The organism is Ravibacter arvi (assembly GCF_039540405.1).
Taxonomy (GTDB): Bacteria; Bacteroidota; Bacteroidia; order Cytophagales; family Spirosomataceae; genus Ravibacter; species Ravibacter arvi.
This window is the reverse complement of record NZ_BAABEY010000001.1, coordinates 199,600-220,301: the sequence shown is the minus strand read 5'-3', so window position 1 is coordinate 220,301 and position 20,702 is coordinate 199,600. Positions and strand designations below refer to the sequence as shown.

General features: G+C 51.8%; 16 protein-coding genes. 9 read left to right on the top strand and 7 right to left on the bottom strand.

The window, feature by feature from the left end; translation table 11 throughout:
* Positions 1-36: 36 nt before the first annotated feature.
* The 3 genes from ABD852_RS00890 to ABD852_RS00880 all read right to left on the bottom strand — a co-directional run bounded on the left by ABD852_RS00890 (position 37) and on the right by ABD852_RS00880 (position 4,043).
* Positions 37-2,262 (bottom strand): FUSC family protein, encoded by a 2,226-nt coding sequence (locus tag ABD852_RS00890; RefSeq protein WP_345026100.1) that lies wholly within the window; start codon positions 2,260-2,262, stop codon positions 37-39.
* Between the two features lie 70 nt (positions 2,263-2,332).
* On the bottom strand, positions 2,333-2,482 hold the full coding sequence (locus tag ABD852_RS00885; RefSeq protein ID WP_345026099.1) for a hypothetical protein: 150 nt from the start codon (positions 2,480-2,482) through the stop codon (positions 2,333-2,335).
* A gap of 76 nt (positions 2,483-2,558) precedes the next feature.
* Positions 2,559-4,043 carry an NAD(P)H-hydrate dehydratase gene (locus ABD852_RS00880; protein WP_345026098.1) on the bottom strand — a complete coding sequence of 495 codons (1,485 nt, stop codon included), beginning with the start codon at positions 4,041-4,043 and terminating at the stop codon, positions 2,559-2,561.
* A gap of 153 nt (positions 4,044-4,196) precedes the next feature.
* On the opposite strand from ABD852_RS00880, the gene ABD852_RS00875 reads away from it, so the two are divergent.
* Entirely contained in the window at positions 4,197-4,859 is a 663-nt protein-coding gene (locus tag ABD852_RS00875; RefSeq protein ID WP_345026097.1) for a GDSL-type esterase/lipase family protein, read from the top strand.
* Here ABD852_RS00875 and ABD852_RS00870 read toward each other — a convergent pair.
* Entirely contained in the window at positions 4,856-6,022 is a 1,167-nt protein-coding gene (locus ABD852_RS00870; RefSeq protein ID WP_345026096.1) for a porin, read from the bottom strand. The genes ABD852_RS00875 and ABD852_RS00870 overlap by 4 nt on opposite strands.
* 341 nt (positions 6,023-6,363) lie before the next feature.
* On the opposite strand from ABD852_RS00870, the gene ABD852_RS00865 reads away from it, so the two are divergent.
* The 5 genes from ABD852_RS00865 (at position 6,364) to ABD852_RS00845 (ending at position 14,335) form a co-directional block, all read left to right on the top strand.
* Positions 6,364-7,038 carry a response regulator transcription factor gene (locus tag ABD852_RS00865; protein ID WP_345026095.1) on the top strand — a complete coding sequence of 225 codons (675 nt, stop codon included), beginning with the start codon at positions 6,364-6,366 and terminating at the stop codon, positions 7,036-7,038.
* Positions 7,039-7,042: 4 nt separating this feature from the next.
* On the top strand, positions 7,043-8,455 hold the full coding sequence (locus ABD852_RS00860) for an ATP-binding protein (protein ID WP_345026094.1): 1,413 nt from the start codon (positions 7,043-7,045) through the stop codon (positions 8,453-8,455).
* A 106-nt stretch (positions 8,456-8,561) separates the two neighbouring features.
* Complete coding sequence (locus ABD852_RS00855) at positions 8,562-9,989, top strand: TolC family protein (RefSeq protein WP_345026093.1); 1,428 nt, start codon at positions 8,562-8,564, stop codon at positions 9,987-9,989.
* A gap of 9 nt (positions 9,990-9,998) precedes the next feature.
* On the top strand, positions 9,999-13,211 hold the full coding sequence (locus ABD852_RS00850) for an efflux RND transporter permease subunit (RefSeq protein ID WP_345026092.1): 3,213 nt from the start codon (positions 9,999-10,001) through the stop codon (positions 13,209-13,211).
* A 20-nt stretch (positions 13,212-13,231) separates the two neighbouring features.
* Positions 13,232-14,335, top strand: coding sequence for an efflux RND transporter periplasmic adaptor subunit (locus ABD852_RS00845; RefSeq protein WP_345026091.1), 1,104 nt, complete (start codon positions 13,232-13,234; stop codon positions 14,333-14,335).
* Positions 14,336-14,444: 109 nt separating this feature from the next.
* Here ABD852_RS00845 and ABD852_RS00840 read toward each other — a convergent pair whose 3' ends face one another.
* The 3 genes from ABD852_RS00840 to ABD852_RS00830 form a co-directional block, all read right to left on the bottom strand.
* The gene (locus ABD852_RS00840) at positions 14,445-14,633 is read right to left on the bottom strand and encodes a hypothetical protein (RefSeq protein ID WP_345026090.1); all 189 of its coding nucleotides are present in this window, start codon (positions 14,631-14,633) and stop codon (positions 14,445-14,447) included.
* A 113-nt stretch (positions 14,634-14,746) separates the two neighbouring features.
* On the bottom strand, positions 14,747-14,977 hold the full coding sequence (locus tag ABD852_RS00835; protein ID WP_345026089.1) for a hypothetical protein: 231 nt from the start codon (positions 14,975-14,977) through the stop codon (positions 14,747-14,749).
* A gap of 600 nt (positions 14,978-15,577) precedes the next feature.
* On the bottom strand, positions 15,578-17,788 hold the full coding sequence (locus ABD852_RS00830; protein ID WP_345026088.1) for a T9SS type A sorting domain-containing protein: 2,211 nt from the start codon (positions 17,786-17,788) through the stop codon (positions 15,578-15,580).
* A gap of 102 nt (positions 17,789-17,890) precedes the next feature.
* Between ABD852_RS00830 and ABD852_RS00825 the strand changes: the two genes are divergently transcribed.
* The 3 genes from ABD852_RS00825 to ABD852_RS00815 all read left to right on the top strand — a co-directional run bounded on the left by ABD852_RS00825 (position 17,891) and on the right by ABD852_RS00815 (position 20,661).
* Positions 17,891-19,195, top strand: coding sequence for a UDP-N-acetylmuramoyl-tripeptide--D-alanyl-D-alanine ligase (locus tag ABD852_RS00825; RefSeq protein ID WP_345026087.1), 1,305 nt, complete (start codon positions 17,891-17,893; stop codon positions 19,193-19,195).
* A gap of 235 nt (positions 19,196-19,430) precedes the next feature.
* Positions 19,431-19,985: a peroxiredoxin gene (locus tag ABD852_RS00820; protein ID WP_345026086.1), complete on the top strand. Its 555-nt coding sequence runs from the start codon at positions 19,431-19,433 to the stop codon at positions 19,983-19,985.
* Between the two features lie 85 nt (positions 19,986-20,070).
* The gene (locus ABD852_RS00815) at positions 20,071-20,661 is read left to right on the top strand and encodes a carboxymuconolactone decarboxylase family protein (protein ID WP_345026085.1); all 591 of its coding nucleotides are present in this window, start codon (positions 20,071-20,073) and stop codon (positions 20,659-20,661) included.
* Positions 20,662-20,702 lie beyond the last annotated feature (41 nt).

The window sequence follows — 20,702 nt, the reverse complement described above, 5'->3', positions numbered from 1 at the left end:
ACTCCCGTACATAATCGTGGAAGCGTTGGCTTTCCCCTAGAAAAGTTTGTTAAGAATCTTCACAATGTCGACGGTCAGCGTGTTGATCAGCTCGAAAAGACCGTCAATGGTGCGTAAATCGGACAGGTTCCGGCTGAGTTCCGGGTTCTCCACCCCCTCCCTGCCGGTCTCACGAACTTCCTTCCGGATCGCTGCCAGCATCTGGATCAATTGCTCATTCTGGGGCAACGCCTGTTTAATTACATCAATACGATCCACCTGCGTACGCTTCACAATGGTCACGGCAGTGTCGAGGTTCCGGTTAATTTCTCTTATTTTGGGTACAAATCCTGCCGCGTCAAACTTACCGCCAACATTTTGTGCGTAAGACGACAGCGAAGCCATATAGGAAGTCAGCATGTGGGAGGTGGCAAGAAACTGGTGAAAATCTTCCAGCTTCACACGTTGCTTCTTGGGTTCCGACATCATTTTCTGAAACGCTTCGGAGACGTTCGCCAGCGCAATTACCGCCTCCTTACGGTGGTGCTTTAACGATTCAAGATCGAATGCCCCCCCGCCAAATACGCTGGAGACTGCGTTAAAATACCCCTGGTTAGACTCCAGGGCTTCCAGAACGGTAACATCCAGGTTGTCGGACTCCCAGGAGGGCAGCACGAACATAGAAAAAACGTAAGCAATAGCGGAGCCGATCAGCGTGTCGATGACCCGATCGACCAGTACTGCCCCGATAATATCCGAATTCGTAAAAAAGAAACCGATAATGACGTAAAGCGTGATCCCGGCCGAAGCAACAAAATAATTGGTTTTCAGAAAAGTATACGCGACCACCATCGCCAGCATCATAATCACGAACAATACGGTGGTGTTCCCAATCCAGTAAATCGATAAAAAACCAGTCAAAACCCCTAAAAAAGTACCGGCAATCCGATAGATATTTCTTTGCTTGGTAATCCCGAAGGCAGGCTTGAGAATCGTCGCGATGGTCAGCAATATCCAATAACCGTGGCCAAATTCCCAGACGAGCGATACCGAATACCCTACCAGAAGCGCCAGCGTAAGCCGGAGCGAATGCCTGAAATAAGTAGACTTCAACGAAAGGTTGTCCAGTAAAACCCTCGGATTAAGGTCTTCGCGTGGCACGATCCCGTCGGGGCCGGCCAGGCTGTGAAGTTCTTCGGTATGGTTGGCCTCGTAACGGGTAGCCAGGTGAAGTTTCTTTACCCTTTCAGTAATGTCCCGCATGCTCAGGAGCACCTGTTTCAGCATGATAAAATCTTCGACATTCTCCTGGGTCATACGGTCAGCCCGGTAGCGGTAAAATGCCAGCTCACATTTGTGGAATCCTTCAGCGAGGTCCCGGCCCGACCTGGAAGCGGCGCCTGCCTGCACGGCCACCCCTATATGTTGCACCTCTTCGGCAAGCCATGTAATGTAGATCCCGAAAACCCTCAGGATCTTACTGTCACCGAACGCCTGGTTCAAATGACGGTAATCCTGCTGAGAATTCAGTATCTGCTCGAAAAGATCGAGGCTGTCGAGATACATCAGTACAAGCGTACGGCTCTTGTTGCCGGAGTCCTTTACAAACTGACGCGTACGAAAAAGTACTTCACGGAGCACTTCGTGGTTTTCCTTCAGGGAAACCTGGAGAGGCACCATTTTATCATAAAGCCGTTCATATTTCGGCTTGGGCATGTAAAACCTGGCTTTCACCGAAAGTAACTCTCCGAGCAGCACAAAATTTTCCCCCATGAGGCGCTGGGCCGGCAAATAAGGCCGCAGCCGGTCCAGGGACAGGAAAATCAGGAAATACCAAAAGCCTCCCGCCATGAAGAGAAGCACATGCTGGTAGGCGCTTTCCCCGGTGATATTCTCGTCAATGGTAAAGATAAAGACCAGCAAACCAATGGAGCCGACGCTATTGGCACGGTTGCCGTAAACCCCGATCATCGAGTAAAAAATACCGAAGACCGCCATTGCGATATAGATCAGCCAGGTATAGGACTGTATCCAGATCGTAACGAAACTGGAAAGAAACGAGAAAAAAATAGTGGCTAAAAGCGTGTTGCGGCGCCGGTTGTGCGGCCCGGGGTTATCGGTAACACCGATCAATAGCGTACCCAGGGCAAAAGGCATCATGGTGTCAAGCACACCGTAATGCTGAAAGATCAGGCAGGGTATTAAAGTTGCCAGCGTGAGCCGGACTCCCGAAGCCAGATTCTGGCTGTAGACAAACTTACTAAACCCGTCAATGTAGTACATACGCCGACCCTGTGTTGGACGCACAATACTACCTCATTTAATTGAAAAAGTCAGTTTTTGCCGCAGAGATTTAATAAATCCCACTGGCCAGAACCGGTTCAACAATTTTAACCAGCAGGTAGGCGGCCAGAAAAAGCAACGCCCCGAATTTCAAAAGAGCGGCAAGCTGAAAGGTTTTCCTTTTTTCAGTTTTGCGGTAGTAGTTCAGATCGGCGTACATGATAAATAGTGGTATGAGGTGGTAGGATTCGTTCTACATGCCATCATTTAATAAAATTCTGTGCCAACAAAACCTTCTACTTTCCCCATCTCAGGTTTTCGATAAGATCCGAAGCAATCACCGCTGCTTCCGACCTGATTGCTGCAGCCCTGTCGCCCGCTTCACCGTGCTTAAAAACCCCCAGCCGGGCCGCTATATCGGGCGCATAGCCCTGAGCCAGCAAAGCCACGATGATGCCTGTGAGCACGTCACCCGTGCCGCCGGTCGCCATGCCCGGGTTACCGGTCGGGTTGAAATAGACCCGCCTGTCGGGCAATACTACGGCCGTATGTGCACCTTTCAGGCAAAAAATAATTTTGTATTTTTCCGCCAGGTCACGGGCTACCCCGATTGCTTCGAGGCTATTGGCCGTTTTTCCTGCGAGCCGCTGAAACTCCCTCGGGTGCGGCGTCAGGATTGTATTTTCGGGCAACATCTTCATCAGTTCCGGATATTGCGCCAGGAGATTGAGCGCATCGGCATCCAGGACCATCGGCGCGGAGAAATTGGATAATAACATCTGAAACGCATAATAGGTCCTTTCGTCGGTCCCTATCCCCGGCCCCACCCCGATTGCTGAATATTGCCTGGCATCGGGGATTGAAGTTAAAACCTCGTCGTCAGGGTCAGTCAATACCATTGTCTCCGGTGCTCCCGTTTGCAAAACCTGATAGCCGCAACGGGGCACATAGGCGGTCAGCAGTCCGACGCCGCTTCGGAGGCAGGCCCTGGCTGACAACATAGCGGCACCCATCCGCCCATAACTACCTGCTACCAGGAGCGCATGCCCGAAGGTACCCTTGTGGGAATATTTACCTCGCTTTTTTATGAGGTGTGGCAGATTTTCCCTAGTGGTCAAAAAGAAGTCACTATACTGACGCTCAATACCTTCCTCCAGAATACCAATATCAATTACCTGCCATTCTCCTACATACGGTGCGCATTCGGGGAGCATAAAGCAAAGCTTGGGGAGCTGGAAGGAAACGGTGCAGTCGGGGCGTACAATCACATCGCCCGCAGGATTAATCCGGTCGGCTGAAAGACCACTCGCGATGTCAACGGACACTACCGGAAGCCGGGTAGCGTTGATCCGGAGAATTACAGCGGCCAGCAGCCCTTCCACCGGCTTGCTTAAACCTGTTCCCAGCAGCGCATCGATGATCACTCCATGCTCCGGCCAGGTCAGGTCTTCTTCCGAAAAAACAAATTTAGGTTTCAAATGCCGGCCGACCTTTACCAGGTTTTCCAAGAAATCGGGGGTACCTCCTTCCCGGTATTCCACCACGTAAACCGATACCGGATGCCCTCGCTCCGCCAGTATCCTTGCGATCGCCAAACCATCGCCACCGTTGTTTCCCTTTCCACAAAAAATATGAAAATGAGGCACCTCTTCAAATTTGGACAAAAGACATTGCACGAAAGCGCGCGAAGCCCTTTCCATCAGCTGCCAGGAAGAAACGGGCTCATTTGAAATGGTATAGGCATCCAACGCCCTGACTTGCTTGCTTGAGAGTATTTTCATTTTTGCAGGTTTGAGTTGCAACAAAGGACGCGGTTTCCGATATCCGATTTCCGACCCCCGTTTTCCGATTTCCGATTTCCGATCCCCGACTACAAATTAGCTGAAATTTTGTACTTATGTAGTCAACAGACGCTTTAAAGAATTTTAACTGACATGAATGCTACAACCCGGAGAAAAAATTCCTGGCTTCTACCGGCTTCGCTAACCCTGAACATGCTCCTGCTTGCGTTATTGGTTACTGCTGCTTTCCTCTTCCGGGAGAGGCTCCTCCAGCAATACCTTTCCTGGCGGGGAAAAGCCCGGATTGTTTTTTTCGGCGATTCCATCATGGCACAGGGAAAATGGAATTCGCTGCTGAACCGCTGCGATATCAGGAACAGCGGCATACCCGGCCTGGGCGTTGTACACCTGAAGGAAGAGGTAAAAAGCAAAGTAATTGCCTATGAGCCTTCTGCGTGCGTTGTAATGGCAGGTATCAATGACCTTACCATCCTCGAGCGGACGGCAGCCCAGGCCTGCGCCGACTACGAATCCATTTTGATGCAGCTGAAGGATGCCTCGGTCAAAACAGTCGTTCAGCTGACGCTTTATGAGCGGCAATCCCCGGCAACCCGGGTAAAAGTAGACAGCCTCAACCGTTGGCTGGTTTCTTTCTGTATAAAACACGAAATTACGTATTCAGACCCCAACCAATGGTTGTCTGACCATGAAGGCCTGCAGCGGGGTTATGCCGGCGACAGGACCCACCTGACCCCGGAGGCTTACCAGACCTGGGCTGAAGCGCTTCAACCGGTAGTAGACCGGCTTGCCAATTAAAAGCCCACCTGCAACTGCAGCCTGACAAGCGTTCCTTTCTGATCGTTGTCGGGAAGCCTGAGATCTTCAAAAGTCCGGTTAGACATCGTGTAAGCGCCAATAAGCTCTACATACCTGGAGATCTGCCAGTCTATCCCGACTTCCGCCTCTTTCACAATATAGTGCCGGGCGTCGCGCTCGTGCTTTTTGGCGCCGTCGAAATGCTGTACCCTGAAATAGGGATACAATGCCTGTTTTCCCAGGGGCACCCGGTAATTGAGCATCACGTACCCGCCCCAGCCCGGCTTCGTGGTGACACTTCCCTTGTCATGCGTAAATTCGGGTCCTATTCCCCAATTGTATTCAGCCTGAATACCAAACGGCTTGGGAAACAGGATGGTGGAAACCGCTACCCGCCGGTCAGGATAAGTAGCCGTCGCGTTGGTTTTCAGCCCCGGTGTCATCTTAGCCTTATCAATTGTGTACCTGCCCATGTAGCCCTGCACTGAGACTTCCATGAACTGTTTTCCGATATCAAACGGGTAGGAAAAGCGGAGCACCATGTGCTTGTTCCGGTTAAGATCTTTGAGCGTGCTCTGGCCCTGGAATACCCCGAACGAAACAATTCCATAGTCACCGGTCCCTTTGAGGCCGTTTTCGGCCCTGGCCTCAAACCGTTCCTGGAACTTTTCCGGTGTCCAGTAGAGAAATACGCCCCAGTCACGCTCGTTGATAAAAGCACTGTTGAGTGCGTCGTTACGGTCAAGCGGCACACGGTTACGGGTCGATTGGATGTTTTCAAAGCCGTAGGGGACCCTTGTCTGGCCCACCCGCACCCGGAACTCCTTCCTGGCGTCAAAGGCGTATTGGAAATATAAATCCCGGAGTTGAACTGCGGAACCGCCCTCAACCAGGCCGGAAATATCAGGTTGAATGGTGAAAGAAAGGCCAGGCAGCAAATCCATATCCACCGAAAATCGCATCCGCCTGAAATAGAGCCCTACGCCGGTCCCCCAGGATTTATCGCATTGTTCACATTCCAGTTTCGGATTGGTTTCAAACAGCTCGTTGTACCGCAGCTGCGTGTAGCCTTTTACCTTGATCCAATCCCATTTTCGTTTATTACCGGAAGAATCCGCTGAAATTGTGTTCTGCGCAAAGAGGGCCGTTGAGAAGCTCAACATCAACCCCAAGCATAGGAAAGCCGCTTTCATCATTCATTCGAATCGCCCCAACAAAGCTTTCCGCCCTACCCTTCGGGCAAGACTGGATTGGTTTTGAGCGTCAAGTAAAGTTCAGTCGTGTTATTGCCGTTTCCGGCGGGACGAAAATAACACAAATCGACCATATTACGCGTTTATGAGGCAAGAAAGATTCCCGGTCCGTTGTAATTGCGCCATAAAAGCGGCAGGCCAGCGACGGGAATTCCACCCCGTAAAACATTGTTCTTCTCCCGGCAGTTTATTTATTTGTAATTTTGCAATACTTTATGCCCGTGCACCGGGCCGGCCATTACTACCCGATTATGCGACTTTTACTGGTTGAAGATGAGGTCAATGTTGCGTCTTTCATCAAAAGAGGACTGAACGAAGAAGGTTATGATGTGGACGTTGCGTTCGACGGCATGATGGGGCTGCGCTTTTACGACAGCAAAAAGTACGATGTGGTCATCCTGGACCTCAATCTGCCCAAAATAAACGGTTTTGATCTTTGCCGGGAAATCAAGGAGAACGACAGCACACAGCCCGTCCTGCTCCTGACTGCCCTGGACAGTATAAATGACAAGGAAAAGGGATTCGGTTCGGGCGCCGACGATTATCTTGTCAAACCCTTCGAATTCAGAGAGCTTGTGCTCCGGCTGAAAGCGCTGGGCCGCAGGGTTACCTCTTTTGACGAATCAGGCCGCAACCTGTCTGTCGCCGACCTGGTGCTTCAGACCGGTGCGCGGGTGGTCACACGGGCAGGAAAGCGCATTAACCTGACGAGCAGGGAATACGCGCTACTCGAATACCTCATGCTTAATGCCGGTAAAATTGTAAGCCGGGTAGACATTGCTGAAAAAGTCTGGGACATCCGTTTTGATACCAACACCAATGTCATCGATGTGTATATCAATTACCTGCGCAAGAAGATAGATGCCGGTCAGCCGCACAAGCTGCTGCACACCGTTATCGGGATGGGTTACATGCTAAAAGAGTAAGATCATGCTCATTCGTCATCGGCTGATCCTATGGTTCGTTTTCTTTGTGACCCTGGTTCTGCTTTCGTTTTCTCTGTTCATCTACTTTACCTACGCCCGGCACAGGAACACTTTTTTCCAGCAACGTCTTGAGCGCCGCGTATTGGGAACACAGCAATTATTTGACCCTGCGGGAGAATTAAAAGGGAGCATCAATACCGTCCTGAATGAACAATCGGACATGGTTTTTTCCGGGAAAGACAGCCTCTATTATTCCCACATGCAGACTTTTGACTTCGTACCGTCCCCGGCGTTCCTCGACAGTGTAAGACATGAAGGCAAGCTCTTTTTCTCCTATCCTGTAAAGGGCCGGGAATATCCGAAAGACGGCGTTGCCATGGCTTACCGGGTTTCTTTTCAACCCGACGACGAAGCCCCCTATGTTGCGATTATCACGGCCTATGACTCCGAGGGCCTGCAAAGGCAGAAATCACTCGGTGAGCTGCTTGTTTTTGCTAATATTGTCTGTATCGGGCTGGTCGGCTTTTTTGCCCATATTTTCTCAATACGTGCACTTCGTCCCTTAAATGCGCTTATTGACCAGATAAAAGGCCGCTTCAATCATACCCTTTCATTCAGGCTACGGAATCTCACCCCAAATGATGAAGTAGGGTCGCTCACGACTTCGTTTAATGAACTGCTGGATCAGCAGGAACGGCTGATTGCCAATCAGCGCGCCTTTATTTCACAGGCATCGCATGAACTGAGAACTCCCATGGCGACGCTCAAAGGACTGCTGGAAACGGCCCTCTACTATGACAAAGACGAAGCGAGCCTCAGGGAGAGCCAGAAAAAAGCGGTGCAGGAATTAGATCGCCTGATCAGTCTTTCGAACGGGTTACTGATGCTTGCCAGCGTGGAAAACCAGGAAAATTACGTGCACCGTCAGAAGGTAGATCTCATGGAGCTATTGATGGACAGTATGGAGCAGGTTCAAGCCAAATGGGCCGACCAAAAGATCAGCCTGAATTTCAGCGACGGTGTAACCATGCAGGACCGTCCGCTGGAGATACCCGGCGAACATTCACTGCTGAAAGCCGCCATCACCAATCTCATAGACAATGCCTGCAAGTATTCCGGGCACCATGACGTTCAGATTTCCCTGGAAATGAACACCGAAACCCGGCTCAGGCTGGTCATCAGCGACCAGGGAATCGGCATCCCGGAGGAAGAACTGCAGCAGGTATTCGAACCACTGTTCCGGGGCTCTAATGCCACCTCCAGACAAGGTTTCGGAATCGGCCTCACCCTCGCCAGAAGAATTATACTCCTCCATCGCGGTGAGATCAAAATTGCGTCGGAAGTAAACCGCGGGACCGAAATTACCATCGATTTCCTTTTCCCCTACGACCTCCCGGCAGTCGGCTCGCGAGATTAAAAACATTCTAATCCAGGTAAAGAAAAATCTAATCCCGGACTAATCCTATCCTAATAAGGCGAAAGTAACTTGCAGGCATTCCATTACAAGGTACTTAACGCGGATTATGTTACGAGGATTAGAAGCAGCACTTTTTTTCACCCTTTCGTTTATCGTCCTCACCCCTCTTCAAAGCTACGCCCAGCAATCAGAGGACATTCTGTCAATCGATCTCCCGGAAGCCCTGGAAAAAGCCCGGAACAACTACCCGACGCTAAAAAAACGTGTTGCCGAGAAACAGGCAGCCGGCGAAGAGCTGCGCGCAATGATGGCCGGCTATCTGCCCAAAGCGGGTATCCAGGCGCAGGCGCTCTTTGGAACATCCAACCAGGTAAGAGGTGTCAATCTCGGGTACGAGGGGTTATTACCCGGCCTTAGTGGCTCTATCAAAACAAATGAGTTCAACTGGCAGCCGGCATGGACCTCTTCCGCTGTCTCAATGGTAGACTGGCAGGCTTTCACTTTCGGGCGCAAGGCAAGCGACCGGTCGATTGGCGTATCGCGGCAGGACGTTGCCAACCAGCTTTACGAGCAGGAACTTTTTGAACACCAGGTCAGAGTGGCCGACGTGTACCTGCTGGCGCTGAATGCACAGAAATACGCGCGCATACAGGAACGTAATCTCAGGCGCAACGAGGATATCCTGTCGGTAACCCGCGCCAATGCCAATTCCGGCCTGAAAGCGGGTATCGACAGCTCGATTGCAATCGCAGAGTCGACCAAAGCACTGCTGCAATGGATGGAAAGCCAGGCCCGGGTGAAAAAATACCAGGAACTGCTCTGCGAACTTATCGGTGAACCAGGCAGGGAACTGGATATCGACACCATGAATTTCTATTCGAAGCTGCCTCCGGATTTCAACTTTGCGAGCAGCGAACCCGAAAAACATCCGCATGTGCTTACCCTGCTGGCCCGCCAAAAGGCTGTTGAAAGTGAAATGAAGCGGGCGCGTCTCGGCGTAATGCCGGAACTTCACCTGATGGGGGCGTTCTGGGGCCGCGGTTCCGGTATTAAGGAAAGGCCGGGACCGGAAGGCGATTTTTACATTTCATCGTCACTTTCAGGACTTGGGCTTCGCGCCTTTAATTATGCCATGGGCGCCACCCTGGTTTGGTTTCCGACGCGGGCATTTCAAACCCGGAGGCAGATCTCGGCGCAGCATTACCGGTTTATTGCCGCACAGGAAGCCTACAACGCCACCCTGCTGAAAACCAAGGCCGACCTCAGAAATTCGGATATCCAGTTTAACCTGGCCTATCAATCCGTTCAGAAAACCCCGACACTCCTCAACGCAGCCAAACAGGCCTACGCGCAGTCCAAAGCACGTTATGAGAGCGGGCTTGAAAACATTCTCCTGCTTACCCAGGTGGCGGATCTCTATATCAAGGCGGAAGCGGAATACTACATTTCAGTCAACAATGTCTGGCGGTCTCTGCTGGTCAAATCTGCAGCAAAAGGCGACTTTACGGTTTTCCTTGACCAAATTTCAAATTAGCCATTAAATATGTTAAAGACAGCCTTAAACAAGCCTATTGCCATTATAGTGGCACTGTTCGCTGTTGCAATTTTTGCATCGCTGGCGCTTACCAGAATCCCGGTCGACATATTCCCCAACCTGAACCTCCCCACCATATACATCTCGCAGCCTTACGGCGGGATGTCGGCAAGCCAGATGGAGGGATTCGTGGCCACCCGTTACCAAAACCAAATGCTGTATGTGTCAGGCATCAAGGACGTAGAGGTTAAAAACATCCAGGGAACCTGTCTGGTAAAATGTACTTTTTACGAAAACGTTAACATGGCCCAGGTCGCCGGGGAGGTGGCCAACCAGGTCAACCGGGTTATGAACTACCTTCCGCCCGGCACGGTACCGCCTACGGTAGTACGCTTTGATGCCTCGTCTCTCCCGGTAGGCCAATTAATTTTCAGCAGTAAAAGCGCGCCGCTGGCAGAATTACAGGACCTGGCCTCTTCTCGGATCAGGCCGCTGTTCTCACAAATCCCCGGCGGGGTGGCTACTTCCCCGTTCGGTTCCAATGAGCGTACCGTAGTCATTCGCGTTGACCCTGACAAAATGAGAAGCTACGAGCTCACCCCCGACGAAATCGTGGCGGCCGTAGTAGCAAACAATAAAATTTCACCTGCCGGTAACGTCCGCATCGGCGACTTTATGGTGATGACGCCCAGCAACACGGTACTGGACAATGTAGAAGATTTTTTCAACATTCCGCTCCGCCAGGGTGTAGGCCCTACCGTTGTTATGCGCGACGTGGCTACTGTTGAAGACGCTACCGACGTTCCGGTAGGATATGCGCTTATCAACGGCAAGCGTTCTGTCTATATTCCGGTTTCAAAATCGGGCGATGCCTCCACCATGTCGGTAGTAAATGCGCTCAAAGCCAAGCTCCCCGAAATGAAAAACCTTTTGCCCGAATATGTGGACCTTACCTATGAGTTTGACCAATCGGTATACGTCATGCAGTCGGTGCACGCTTTGGCTGTGGAAGGAGGCCTGGGCGCCATTCTTACCGGTTTGATGGTATTTTTGTTCCTGAGGGACCTGCGAAGCTCCATCATAGTGATTCTCACCATTCCGGCCTCGCTTCTCTCATCCATATTAATGCTGCAGCTTACGGGCCAGACCATCAATATCATGACATTGTCGGGTCTTGCCCTTGCAATCGGGATCCTCGTAGACCAATCTACTGTGGTGATCGAAAATATTCACCAGCACCTGGAAATGGGGAAACCCAAGGCGCGTGCTATCAAAGATGCGTCGGCTGAAATGAGCTTCCCGTTGCTTCTGATTACGATTGCCATCCTGGCGGTTTTTGCTCCCGCTTTTATGATGAACGGGATTCCCAAGGGCATGTTTCTCCCGCTGTCACTTGCGGTAGGTTTTTCTATCATCGTATCATTTATCCTGTCGCAAACGCTTGTACCCATTCTTTGTAACTGGTGGCTCAAAGACCACGTGCATTCCGCAACACACAACGGCCATACCGAAGCTACGAAAAAAGAAAGCTTGATGGACAAAGTCCAGAAGGGTTACACCCGGACGGTGGGGAGACTGATGAAACACCGGAAAATGGTGGTAGCGGCCTACCTCGTGACCATGTTCTCGCTTGTAGGCGTCCTGTTCTGGGCCATCGGAACCGACCTTATGCCGCGCCAGGACCGTGCCAAGCAATTCCAGGTACGTTTGATCGGGCCGGAAGGGCTCCGGCTAGAGCGGATGGAGGAACGGGTGAAAGACATCCTGGGCCAGCTGGACGAGTTGGTCGGCCATGAGAACATCTCGATTACGTCGGCTTATGTGGGGATGACGCCGTCGAGTTACGGCACCAGCGCGCTGTACGTATTTAACTCCGGACCGCACGAAGCCATTTTACAGGTGAGCCTTTCGCCTGACTATGAGCTGGCCTCACTTGATCTGCTGAAAGACCAGCTCCGCCAGCGCATCCAGAAAGAACAACCTGACATGAAGGTTACCTTCGAACCCATAGAGCTCACTGAAAAGATCATGAGCCAGGGCGCCTCCACACCTATCGAAGTGGTTATTGGCGGGAAAGATATCCGGGAAAACCAGGTTTTCGCCCAGAAAATCATCAAAGAGCTCGACAAAATTCCGTACCTGCGCGACGTCAGGGTAAAACAGCCCATGCGGTACCCCACTGTACAGATCAAGATTGACCGGCAAAGAGCCGCGCAGCTCGGGCTTTCAGTAGATGTAATCGCCAAGTCACTGGTAGCCGCCACATCCTCGAGCCGGTTTACCGCCAAGAATCTCTGGCTGGATCAGAACAAAGGCTTTGCCTACCAGGTGCAGGTAGAAATGTCCCCCCAGCACATGCGCTCCGTTGCCGACATCCAGGGGATTCCCCTTGTGAAAGGGCAGCTTCGGCCCACCCTGGGGGACGTAGCCTCGATTTCTACCAGCAATTTACCGGCGCAATATGACCGCCGCGGCCCCCGGCGGATGCTGACCATTACCGCCAATATCCACCAGGTTGACCTGGGATCGGCGAGCGCCGCGGTTAATCAGGCAGTATTGGCTGCCGGAGAACCGCCGCGGGGAAGTGTCGTAACCGTGGAGGGAATTGCACAGCTTCTGAAAGAAACACTGGAAAGCCTCCAGTTCGGGCTTGGGCTGGCCGTAGTCGTGATTTTCCTGCTGCTGTCTGCTACCTACCAATCCTTCCGGCTGGCCAGCACCATTATGATTACCATTCCTTCGGTACTGACCGGCGCGCTGATCCTGCTTTATTTCACAGGACAGACGCTAAACCTGCAGTCCTATATGGGTATCATCATGTCAGTAGGGGTATCGGTGGCCAACGCGTTGCTGCTTGTCACCAACGCAGAAACGCTGCGCCTGCAATACCGCGACGCCACACTGGCGGCCAGAACAGCCGGCGGACTTCGCCTCCGGCCCATTTTAATGACGACACTCGCGATGTCCATCGGGATGGTGCCCATGGCAAGCGGATTTGGCGATACCGGCGAACAGACAGCTCCGCTCGGGCGTGCCGTAATCGGTGGGTTGCTGGCCTCTACCGGCGCCACTCTTTTTATACTGCCTATTGCGTTCTCGCTCATTATGAAGAAAGTATCCTTCGATTCGGTGTCCCTCGACCCGGACAATCCTGACAGCCGCGAATTCGAAACAGAAAACCTGGAACCGTCAACGGCCGCCATCTCCAACCACATTAATTAATTGCAACCATGAGCTGCCCCATGCATCGAATCATAACAGTAGCAATCGCCGGCCTCCTAGTGGCTTCCTGCGGCCCGAAAAAGCATGCAGAAAACCTGGCGAAAGAACAGGCCGGCAAAAACGACGAATTCCGCTATTCCGCTGTCACCATCAAAGGCGCACAGCCAGTACGGGAAATCAACCTCCCCGGCGAATTGGAAAGTTTTTACGAAACCGACCTTTTCCCGCGCGTAAGCAGTTACATCAGCAAAATACACGTCGATATAGGCGACCGGGTGAACAAAGGCCAGCTACTGGCGGAGCTGGAAGCTCCCGAGCTGATCGCCAACCTGACCGCAGCGTTCTCCAAAGTAAAAGCTGCCGAAGCTATGTACCAGTCGAGTCGCGCCACCTACCAGCGCGCTCTGAAGACCCGGAAAACCCCCGGCGCTATATCCGAAATGGATGTGGAGACTTTCTGGTCGAAGGCTATGTCCGACAGCCTTATGGTGGTGGCCGAGCAGGCGCACTACGAATCGGTGAAGCAATTGGTTGATTATCTAAAAATTACGGCTCCGTTTGCCGGCGTAGTCACCGACCGCCGCCTCTCACCCGGTGCTTTCGTAGGACCAGGCGGACAAAACTCCGTCCCGCTGCTTAAAATCAAGCAACTGGACCGGCTGAGGCTCCGTCTGGCCGTTCCGGAAGCCTACCTGGGCGATATACGTTCGGGTGCGCACGTTCAGTTCTCGGTGCGTACCTTTCAAAACCAGGTATTCAGCGGGAACATCAGCAGGATTTCGCATAGCGTGCGCCCGGATACCCGTTCCGAAATGATAGAAATCGACATTTCGAACCCGGACCGTAAGCTCAAGCCCGGTATGTTTGTTTCGGCCAGGCTACCGGTGCAGTCGGGTGAAGGAAGTATTTTCGTCCCTAAAACATCTGTTCTGAGTAACATGGAGCAGACGTTTGTTATCCGCGTAGTAAACGGCGTTGCCGAGCGGGTCAGCGTTGAACGCGGCGACGTCACGGATTCGCAGGTACAGATTTTCGGCGAACTGAAACCGGGCGATGTGATCCTGAAGGTCGCCAGCGATGAAATTCCTAACAAAAGCGCGATTGCCATTGAAACAGTGAACTGACCGGCGATACGGGGCCACGAATTCGAGAGAAGCACGTTTGGTGCATTGATTTAAATAAACAACACTTAGCTTTTGACCTGGTTGAGGATCAGACATCCGGCAGATTGGGTTAAAGGGGTTCGACGGGCTCACCCGCCTGCCGGCAGGCAGCCTCCGGTAGGTAGCCTTCGACGAGCTCAGGCGCCTGCCGGCAGGCGCCATCCGGACGGCGGGTGCCGGACGGCGGGTGCCGGACGGCGCCTGAGCCTGTCGAAGGCTGATCTTTGGACACCCATTCAATAGAAGCCATGCGTTCCATTATCAGGCATCTGTAAGTTTGTTGTACAGAATGCACGAATAAAAATTAGCTATTCGTGAGTTCTGTATTAAAAATCAATTATTTACGATATACGGATTTGTTGTTTTCTTAAATCAGATCGCCGGAAGTGCGAACCGCTGGAATTCGTGGCTTTCGCCCCTGTCATTCCGGCTACTGCTACGGTCGGCATGAACGGTCGGCCCCGTCATTCCGACCGCAGTGGAGGGATCTCCCTCTCCCAAACCCAATCCTCTATAAACGGGCTTTTTCCTTCTGAATAGGAGATTCCTCGGCTTCACTGCGTTCCGCTCGGAATGACGGTGCTCGGAAGACGGCGCTACCATTGACAACAACAGGTTTGGCGCCGCTCCAACCGGAGGGTCATCCCGACCGCAGTGGAGGGATCTCCCGCTCCCTGCACCAAATCCATTTCAACGGGCTTTTAGTACCAACAGGAGATCCTTCGACTCCGCTGCGCTCCGCTTCAGGATGACCTCCGGCAGATGCGCTACCATTGACAACAACAGGTTTCGCGCCGCTCCAACCGGAGGGTCATCCCGACCGCAGTGGAGGGATCTCCCGCTCCCTGCACCAAATCCATTTCAACGGGCTTTTAGTACCAACAGGAGATCCTTCGACTCCGCTGCGCTCCGATCAGGATGACCGTCCGGCAGATGCGCTACCATTGACAACAACAGGTTTCGCGCCGCTCCAACCGGAGGGTCATCCCGACCGCAGTGGAGGGATCTCCCGCTCCCGGTACCAAATCCATTTCGACGGGCTTTTTAGTACCAACAGGAGATCCTTCGACTCCACTGCGTTCCGCTTCAGGATGACCGTCCGGGTGGTAGCGACTTCCATTGACAACATCTATTTGTCTTCTCCGCTACAAGGTGTTTTCGAAAAAAAACTTCTTTCTCGGAATGACGCCCCCAGGCCGCAAACTATCTCTGATGAACAATCACCTTTCGCGTTTCCTTTTTCCCGTTCCCGGACAATACCACAAGATACACACCTGCCTGCCATCCGGCTAGCGGCACCTTGACTACTGATCCGGCAGGCAAATACCCGGCAAACCTGCGATTACCAAGAAAATCAAAAATCGCGACTTCTCCGCCCGAAACGGCAGACATGGAAAGTGAGCTTTGAGCGGGATTGGGATAAACCCGTAAATCCGATTCCGGCTCTACGCCCAATACACTGCCCGGATGCAGGTTCCGGAACAGCGAAATCCCGCCGGCCAGCGTTCCCACAGCAATATCTGTCTTACCATCCCCGTTAAGATCGCCCACCGAGAGATGCAGCCGGTTGCCGAGCGACGGCGCTGACGGAAGCCCGGATACCGGTTCCCCTACTACCGCAGTATCTTTTTTTGCCCAGCTTCCCCAATTGCCGTCGTAATACACGTTTATTTTCCCGCTCTGATCTACAGTCACGAGATCCGGTCTCCCGTCGAGGTTGAGGTCGCTCACGGCCACGGACTGATAACGCCGTGAAAAACCCGGCCCGATCCCGCCCAAAGCAGATTCCCGAAGTACAAACCGGGCCGACGCGCCGCTTCCCGTATTTTCATAAAGACTTACATTGCCCAGCACTCCGCCTATTACAAGATCAGGGTCACCGTCGCGGTCGTAGTCATAGAAATGCACGCGGTCCGATACGGACAGTTCGTGCGGCAGCGCCACCTCTGTTCCTGCCCCCAATTGTACGGTTCCCCCGGCCGCACCGAGGTTCAGGAAATAACGCAGGTGCAGCTTCCTCTCCTTTATACTGATCAAGGTAAGATCTGGCTTACCGTCCTTATTGACATCGATCCATTGCGGTTGTAGATCCGTATGTCCGGGTTGCGCCGACAACGCCAGGTAATCATCGGTTTGTAATTCGAATACCGGCTGTTCCTTTGTACCCTTGTTTTTGTATAAATAGAGCCTTCCACGGAAATCTTCCTCTTCGTAGCGCCCGCGGTTGCCGATCAGCATATCAACCAGTCCGTCTCCGTCCAGGTCAAAAAAAGACGCCGCCGCGTTCTCCCCTACATCAACCATGTCTGCCTGCAGGAAATCCTTGCGGACCAATTGAAAATCCGGCCGCTCGTCTGTGCCGGCGTTGCGGTAATACCAACCCGAAGCAACAAAATCCATCATCAGGTTGTCATTGCCATACACATTAGGCGAAACGAGCAGATCTTTTTTCCCGTCAAAGTCTACGTCTTCCAGGTATGCTGCAGGAAAAACCGGCATAACGGCCGGCTCGCTCACCGGATAAAGCGACTTGTACCCGGTAAAACGGGCAGCTATGCCGGTTGCTTCATTGAAAAGGATACTGAGATTCTCGCAGTCGACATTCCCAAGCAACATATCTTTTCTACCATCCCCATCCAGGTCGTGCAGCAAAATTGCATTACCGGCATGTTTGACCCGGCCGTTGTCCGGTTTGCCGGATTCGACCCCGCAGGAAACACCGAACACAAAGTCGTCGCAAGTGTGCTTCCGGAAATCTCCCCAGCACAACCCGTTGCGCACAAACTCCAGGTGGTCTGCGTTGCCGTACCGCTCCATGCTCATATTCTGATTGAGCTCGACAAAATCGCCGCCCCCTTCAAAGCAAATAATGTCCAGGTCTCCGTCATTGTCAAAATCCACTATAGCCGGAATATCCGAAGCCGCCACCTGGAGGTTAACCTGGTTCCCGGACAGCCCCCTGGTCGTAAGGTACTCAACCACTCTCTCCCAGCTCCATTCCTTCTCCCCGCCGGACTGCTGACGGTAGACAGTTACCCCCTGGGCGGTATGCGTGAACAATTCTTTTTTGCCGTCCCCATCGTAGTCGGCCAGCGTCATCCAGTTGAACACGGCAGGAAAACGCAGCTCGTATTCAGGACGGTGAACGAAAATCCTGCGGGCCTTGTCTGCCAGAAAGGTGCTGATTTTGCTTGTGGTCCGGTCAAATACCACCAGGTCCTCCTCATCATCGCCGTTCAGATCCATTTTCCCGTATTGTACGGCGTTGAGGCCTCCGGCCCACGGATTATTCAGCAACCGCCCGTCTTTTGAGACAGCAGAAAGCGTATCCCTTGCAAACCAGGAAGTTTGGGCATTGACCCCTTCTGCAGGTATTGATAGAATCAGTATTATTAGGGCTATATGTAACTTCATAGAAGATATTTCGCATATTTTTGAGGATCCGTTACCTCTGTAACGAAAAACTTCCAATGATACGGATATGATGAATATAAATTCCGGACAATCGGCCAACTAATGGACATTTCAAAAATTTATGATCTTTTCCTCGGGGCAGGTCACGGTTCCGGCCGCATTTCGACCGACACCCGCCATCTTCCCCAAGGCTGTTTGTTTTTCGCCCTGAAAGGCGACCATTTTGACGGGAATCAATTTGCAGCGCAGGCCCTTGAAAAAGGCGCAGCCTATGCCGTCGTAGATGATCCTGCCGTGGCTACTTCCGACCGGGTCATCCTGGTCGACAATGTATTGGAAGCCCTCCAGGAACTGGCCCGCGTCCACCGAAAAACTTTCAGTTTCCCGGTGATAGCCCTTACCGGCTCCAACGGGAAAACCACCACCAAGGAACTGATCACCTGCGTACTCTCCGCCCGCTACCGGACCGTTTCCACCAAAGGCAATTTGAACAACCACATCGGCGTGCCACTGACCATTCTTTCGGTAGATACCGACACGACCGATATGCTGGTAGTAGAAATGGGGGCCAATCATGAAAAGGAAATTGCGCTGCTCTGCACAATTGCCCAGCCCACCCACGGACTGATCACCAATATCGGCAAAGCCCACCTCGAAGGTTTCGGAAGCCTCGATGGCGTGAAGCGGGCTAAAGGAGAACTATACGATTACCTCTCAAAGAAGAAAGGCACCATTTTTGTCAATGCGGCGAATGAGACCCTGATGGAACTGGTCAGCAAGCGTCGCGCCTTCGGGGATATTGTCTTTTATAATTCGGAAAGTACTGCGCCTAATCCCATCATGATCGGACAGACACCGTTTGTGACGTATTCTATAGGTGATCTTGTTGTTTCCACGCACCTGGTGGGTGAATATAACTTCAATAATATCTGCGCTGCGCTTCGTATCGGGGCCTATTTCGAGGTTCCGGAAGACCAGGCGCACCGTGCTATTTCGGATTATACGCCGGACAACAACCGGTCCCAGATCGTCCAACGAAATACCAATACCATCCTCCTGGATGCCTACAACGCAAATCCCTCGTCTATGGCAGCCGCCCTGGAGAATTTCTCAAAAATGGATGCGGAAAGAAAAATGGTTATCCTCGGGGACATGCTCGAACTTGGCAACGAAAGCAAATCAGAACACGAATTGCTGGGCGACCTCATTGCGAGAGGAGCTTTTGATGTGGTGCTGCTGTTTGGTAAAGAAATCGCACACGCTTTGAGGAGCCTGCCAAAAGCTTACTATTTCCCTGACAAATTCTCGCTGCACAACTGGATTATGGATAACCCGCAGCAACATACCCATGTATTGGTAAAAGGTTCGCGGGGTATGGGTCTCGAGAGCGTCGTTAACTTCCTTTGACTTAAGCGGATAACCACTCCCTTCATCTTTAAAAAATTATTTTTAATCATCTCCTCCCAACGGAGAAGTATAGACCATATCTATGCGCTAATAAAAACAATAAATCTATACTATTCGCTTTTTACCAGCATTTCCCCTCAAAGTACCAGCCGGCGGATTGCCCCTGAAGATTTATGGAGTTAACTTTGTCATCAGAAAATAATACAATTCTGATCACAAATAAAATTTATCTCTCATGGCAAATTCCATCTTATCTGTAGGAGCCGAGTTTCCTTCGTTTAAAAAGACATCGGTAGTATCCCTGGAAAAAGGGAACGAGTTTTACGAAATCAGCTCGAACGACCATCGTGCTGCCGGCAAATGGATGGTCATGTTTTGGTGGCCGAAAGATTTCACCTTTGTATGCCCTACTGAAATCGCCGAATTCAACAAGCATGTTGAAGATTTCAGCGACAGGGATACGCTTCTGATCGGCGCCTCTACCGACAGTGAATTTGTACACCTGGCATGGAGAAAGGATCATGATGATCTTCGCGGGCTGCAATTCCCGATGCTGGCCGATACCTCCAAGTCGCTTGCCGAAGAACTTGGTATACTGGAGACTAACGAAAAAATCGCCTATCGTGCCACTTATATCGTGGATCCGCAGGGGATTATCCGCTGGGTGAGCGTTAACGACCTTTCGGTAGGCCGTAACGTAGGTGAAGTAATACGTGTATTGGATGCCCTGCAAACCGACGAACTCTGTCCTTGCAACTGGCAAAAAGGCGAGGCTACCCTTGCCGTATAAATACCAACTGATTTAACAAACTAAATAATCGACAGGGGCGGCACCTCACGCGGGTTTCGTCCCTGCTTTTTATCTGTACAACAACATGTATCCATTTGCATCTGCATCCAATCCGAAAGAATCACTTTACAAGGAAGTAAATCTTCCCGAGCAATTCGAAAGCGCGTTGCTGGACAAACTGGTTCAGGCCGATCACCGCTATCTTAAAGACCTGAAGGTAAACGTGAGCAACGTGCTGAAATACCAGAATCTCTCCAGGAAAGAGATTCTCCTGGTCGCCTACGCAACGGCCGTCAATGAAAAGCACTCCGCCCTTGCAAGCGGCCTGGAAGGCCTTGCTGTCGGGGAGGGAGCGACCGAAGCCGAAATTGCGGAGGTCATTGCCTGCGTCTCGCTTATGAATGCAAACAACGTATTTTACAGGTTTCGGCATTTCGTAAAAAAAGAATATTACGAAACGACACCCGCCGGCATAAAAATGAGCATTATGATCAACCCGGTTCTCGGGAAAGAATTCTTCGAATTGTTAAGCCTTGCCATTTCCGCTTTGAACGGATGTGAAATGTGTGTCACTTCTCACGAACAATCGGTGCTTAACCACGGCGGCAGCCAGGCAAGAATTTATGATGCAGTCCGGATCGGGGCCATCATCAGGAGTTTTGCGGTGCTGGTATAACCCGGCATTAATGAATAAGAATTGAATGGATCAGGACCCAC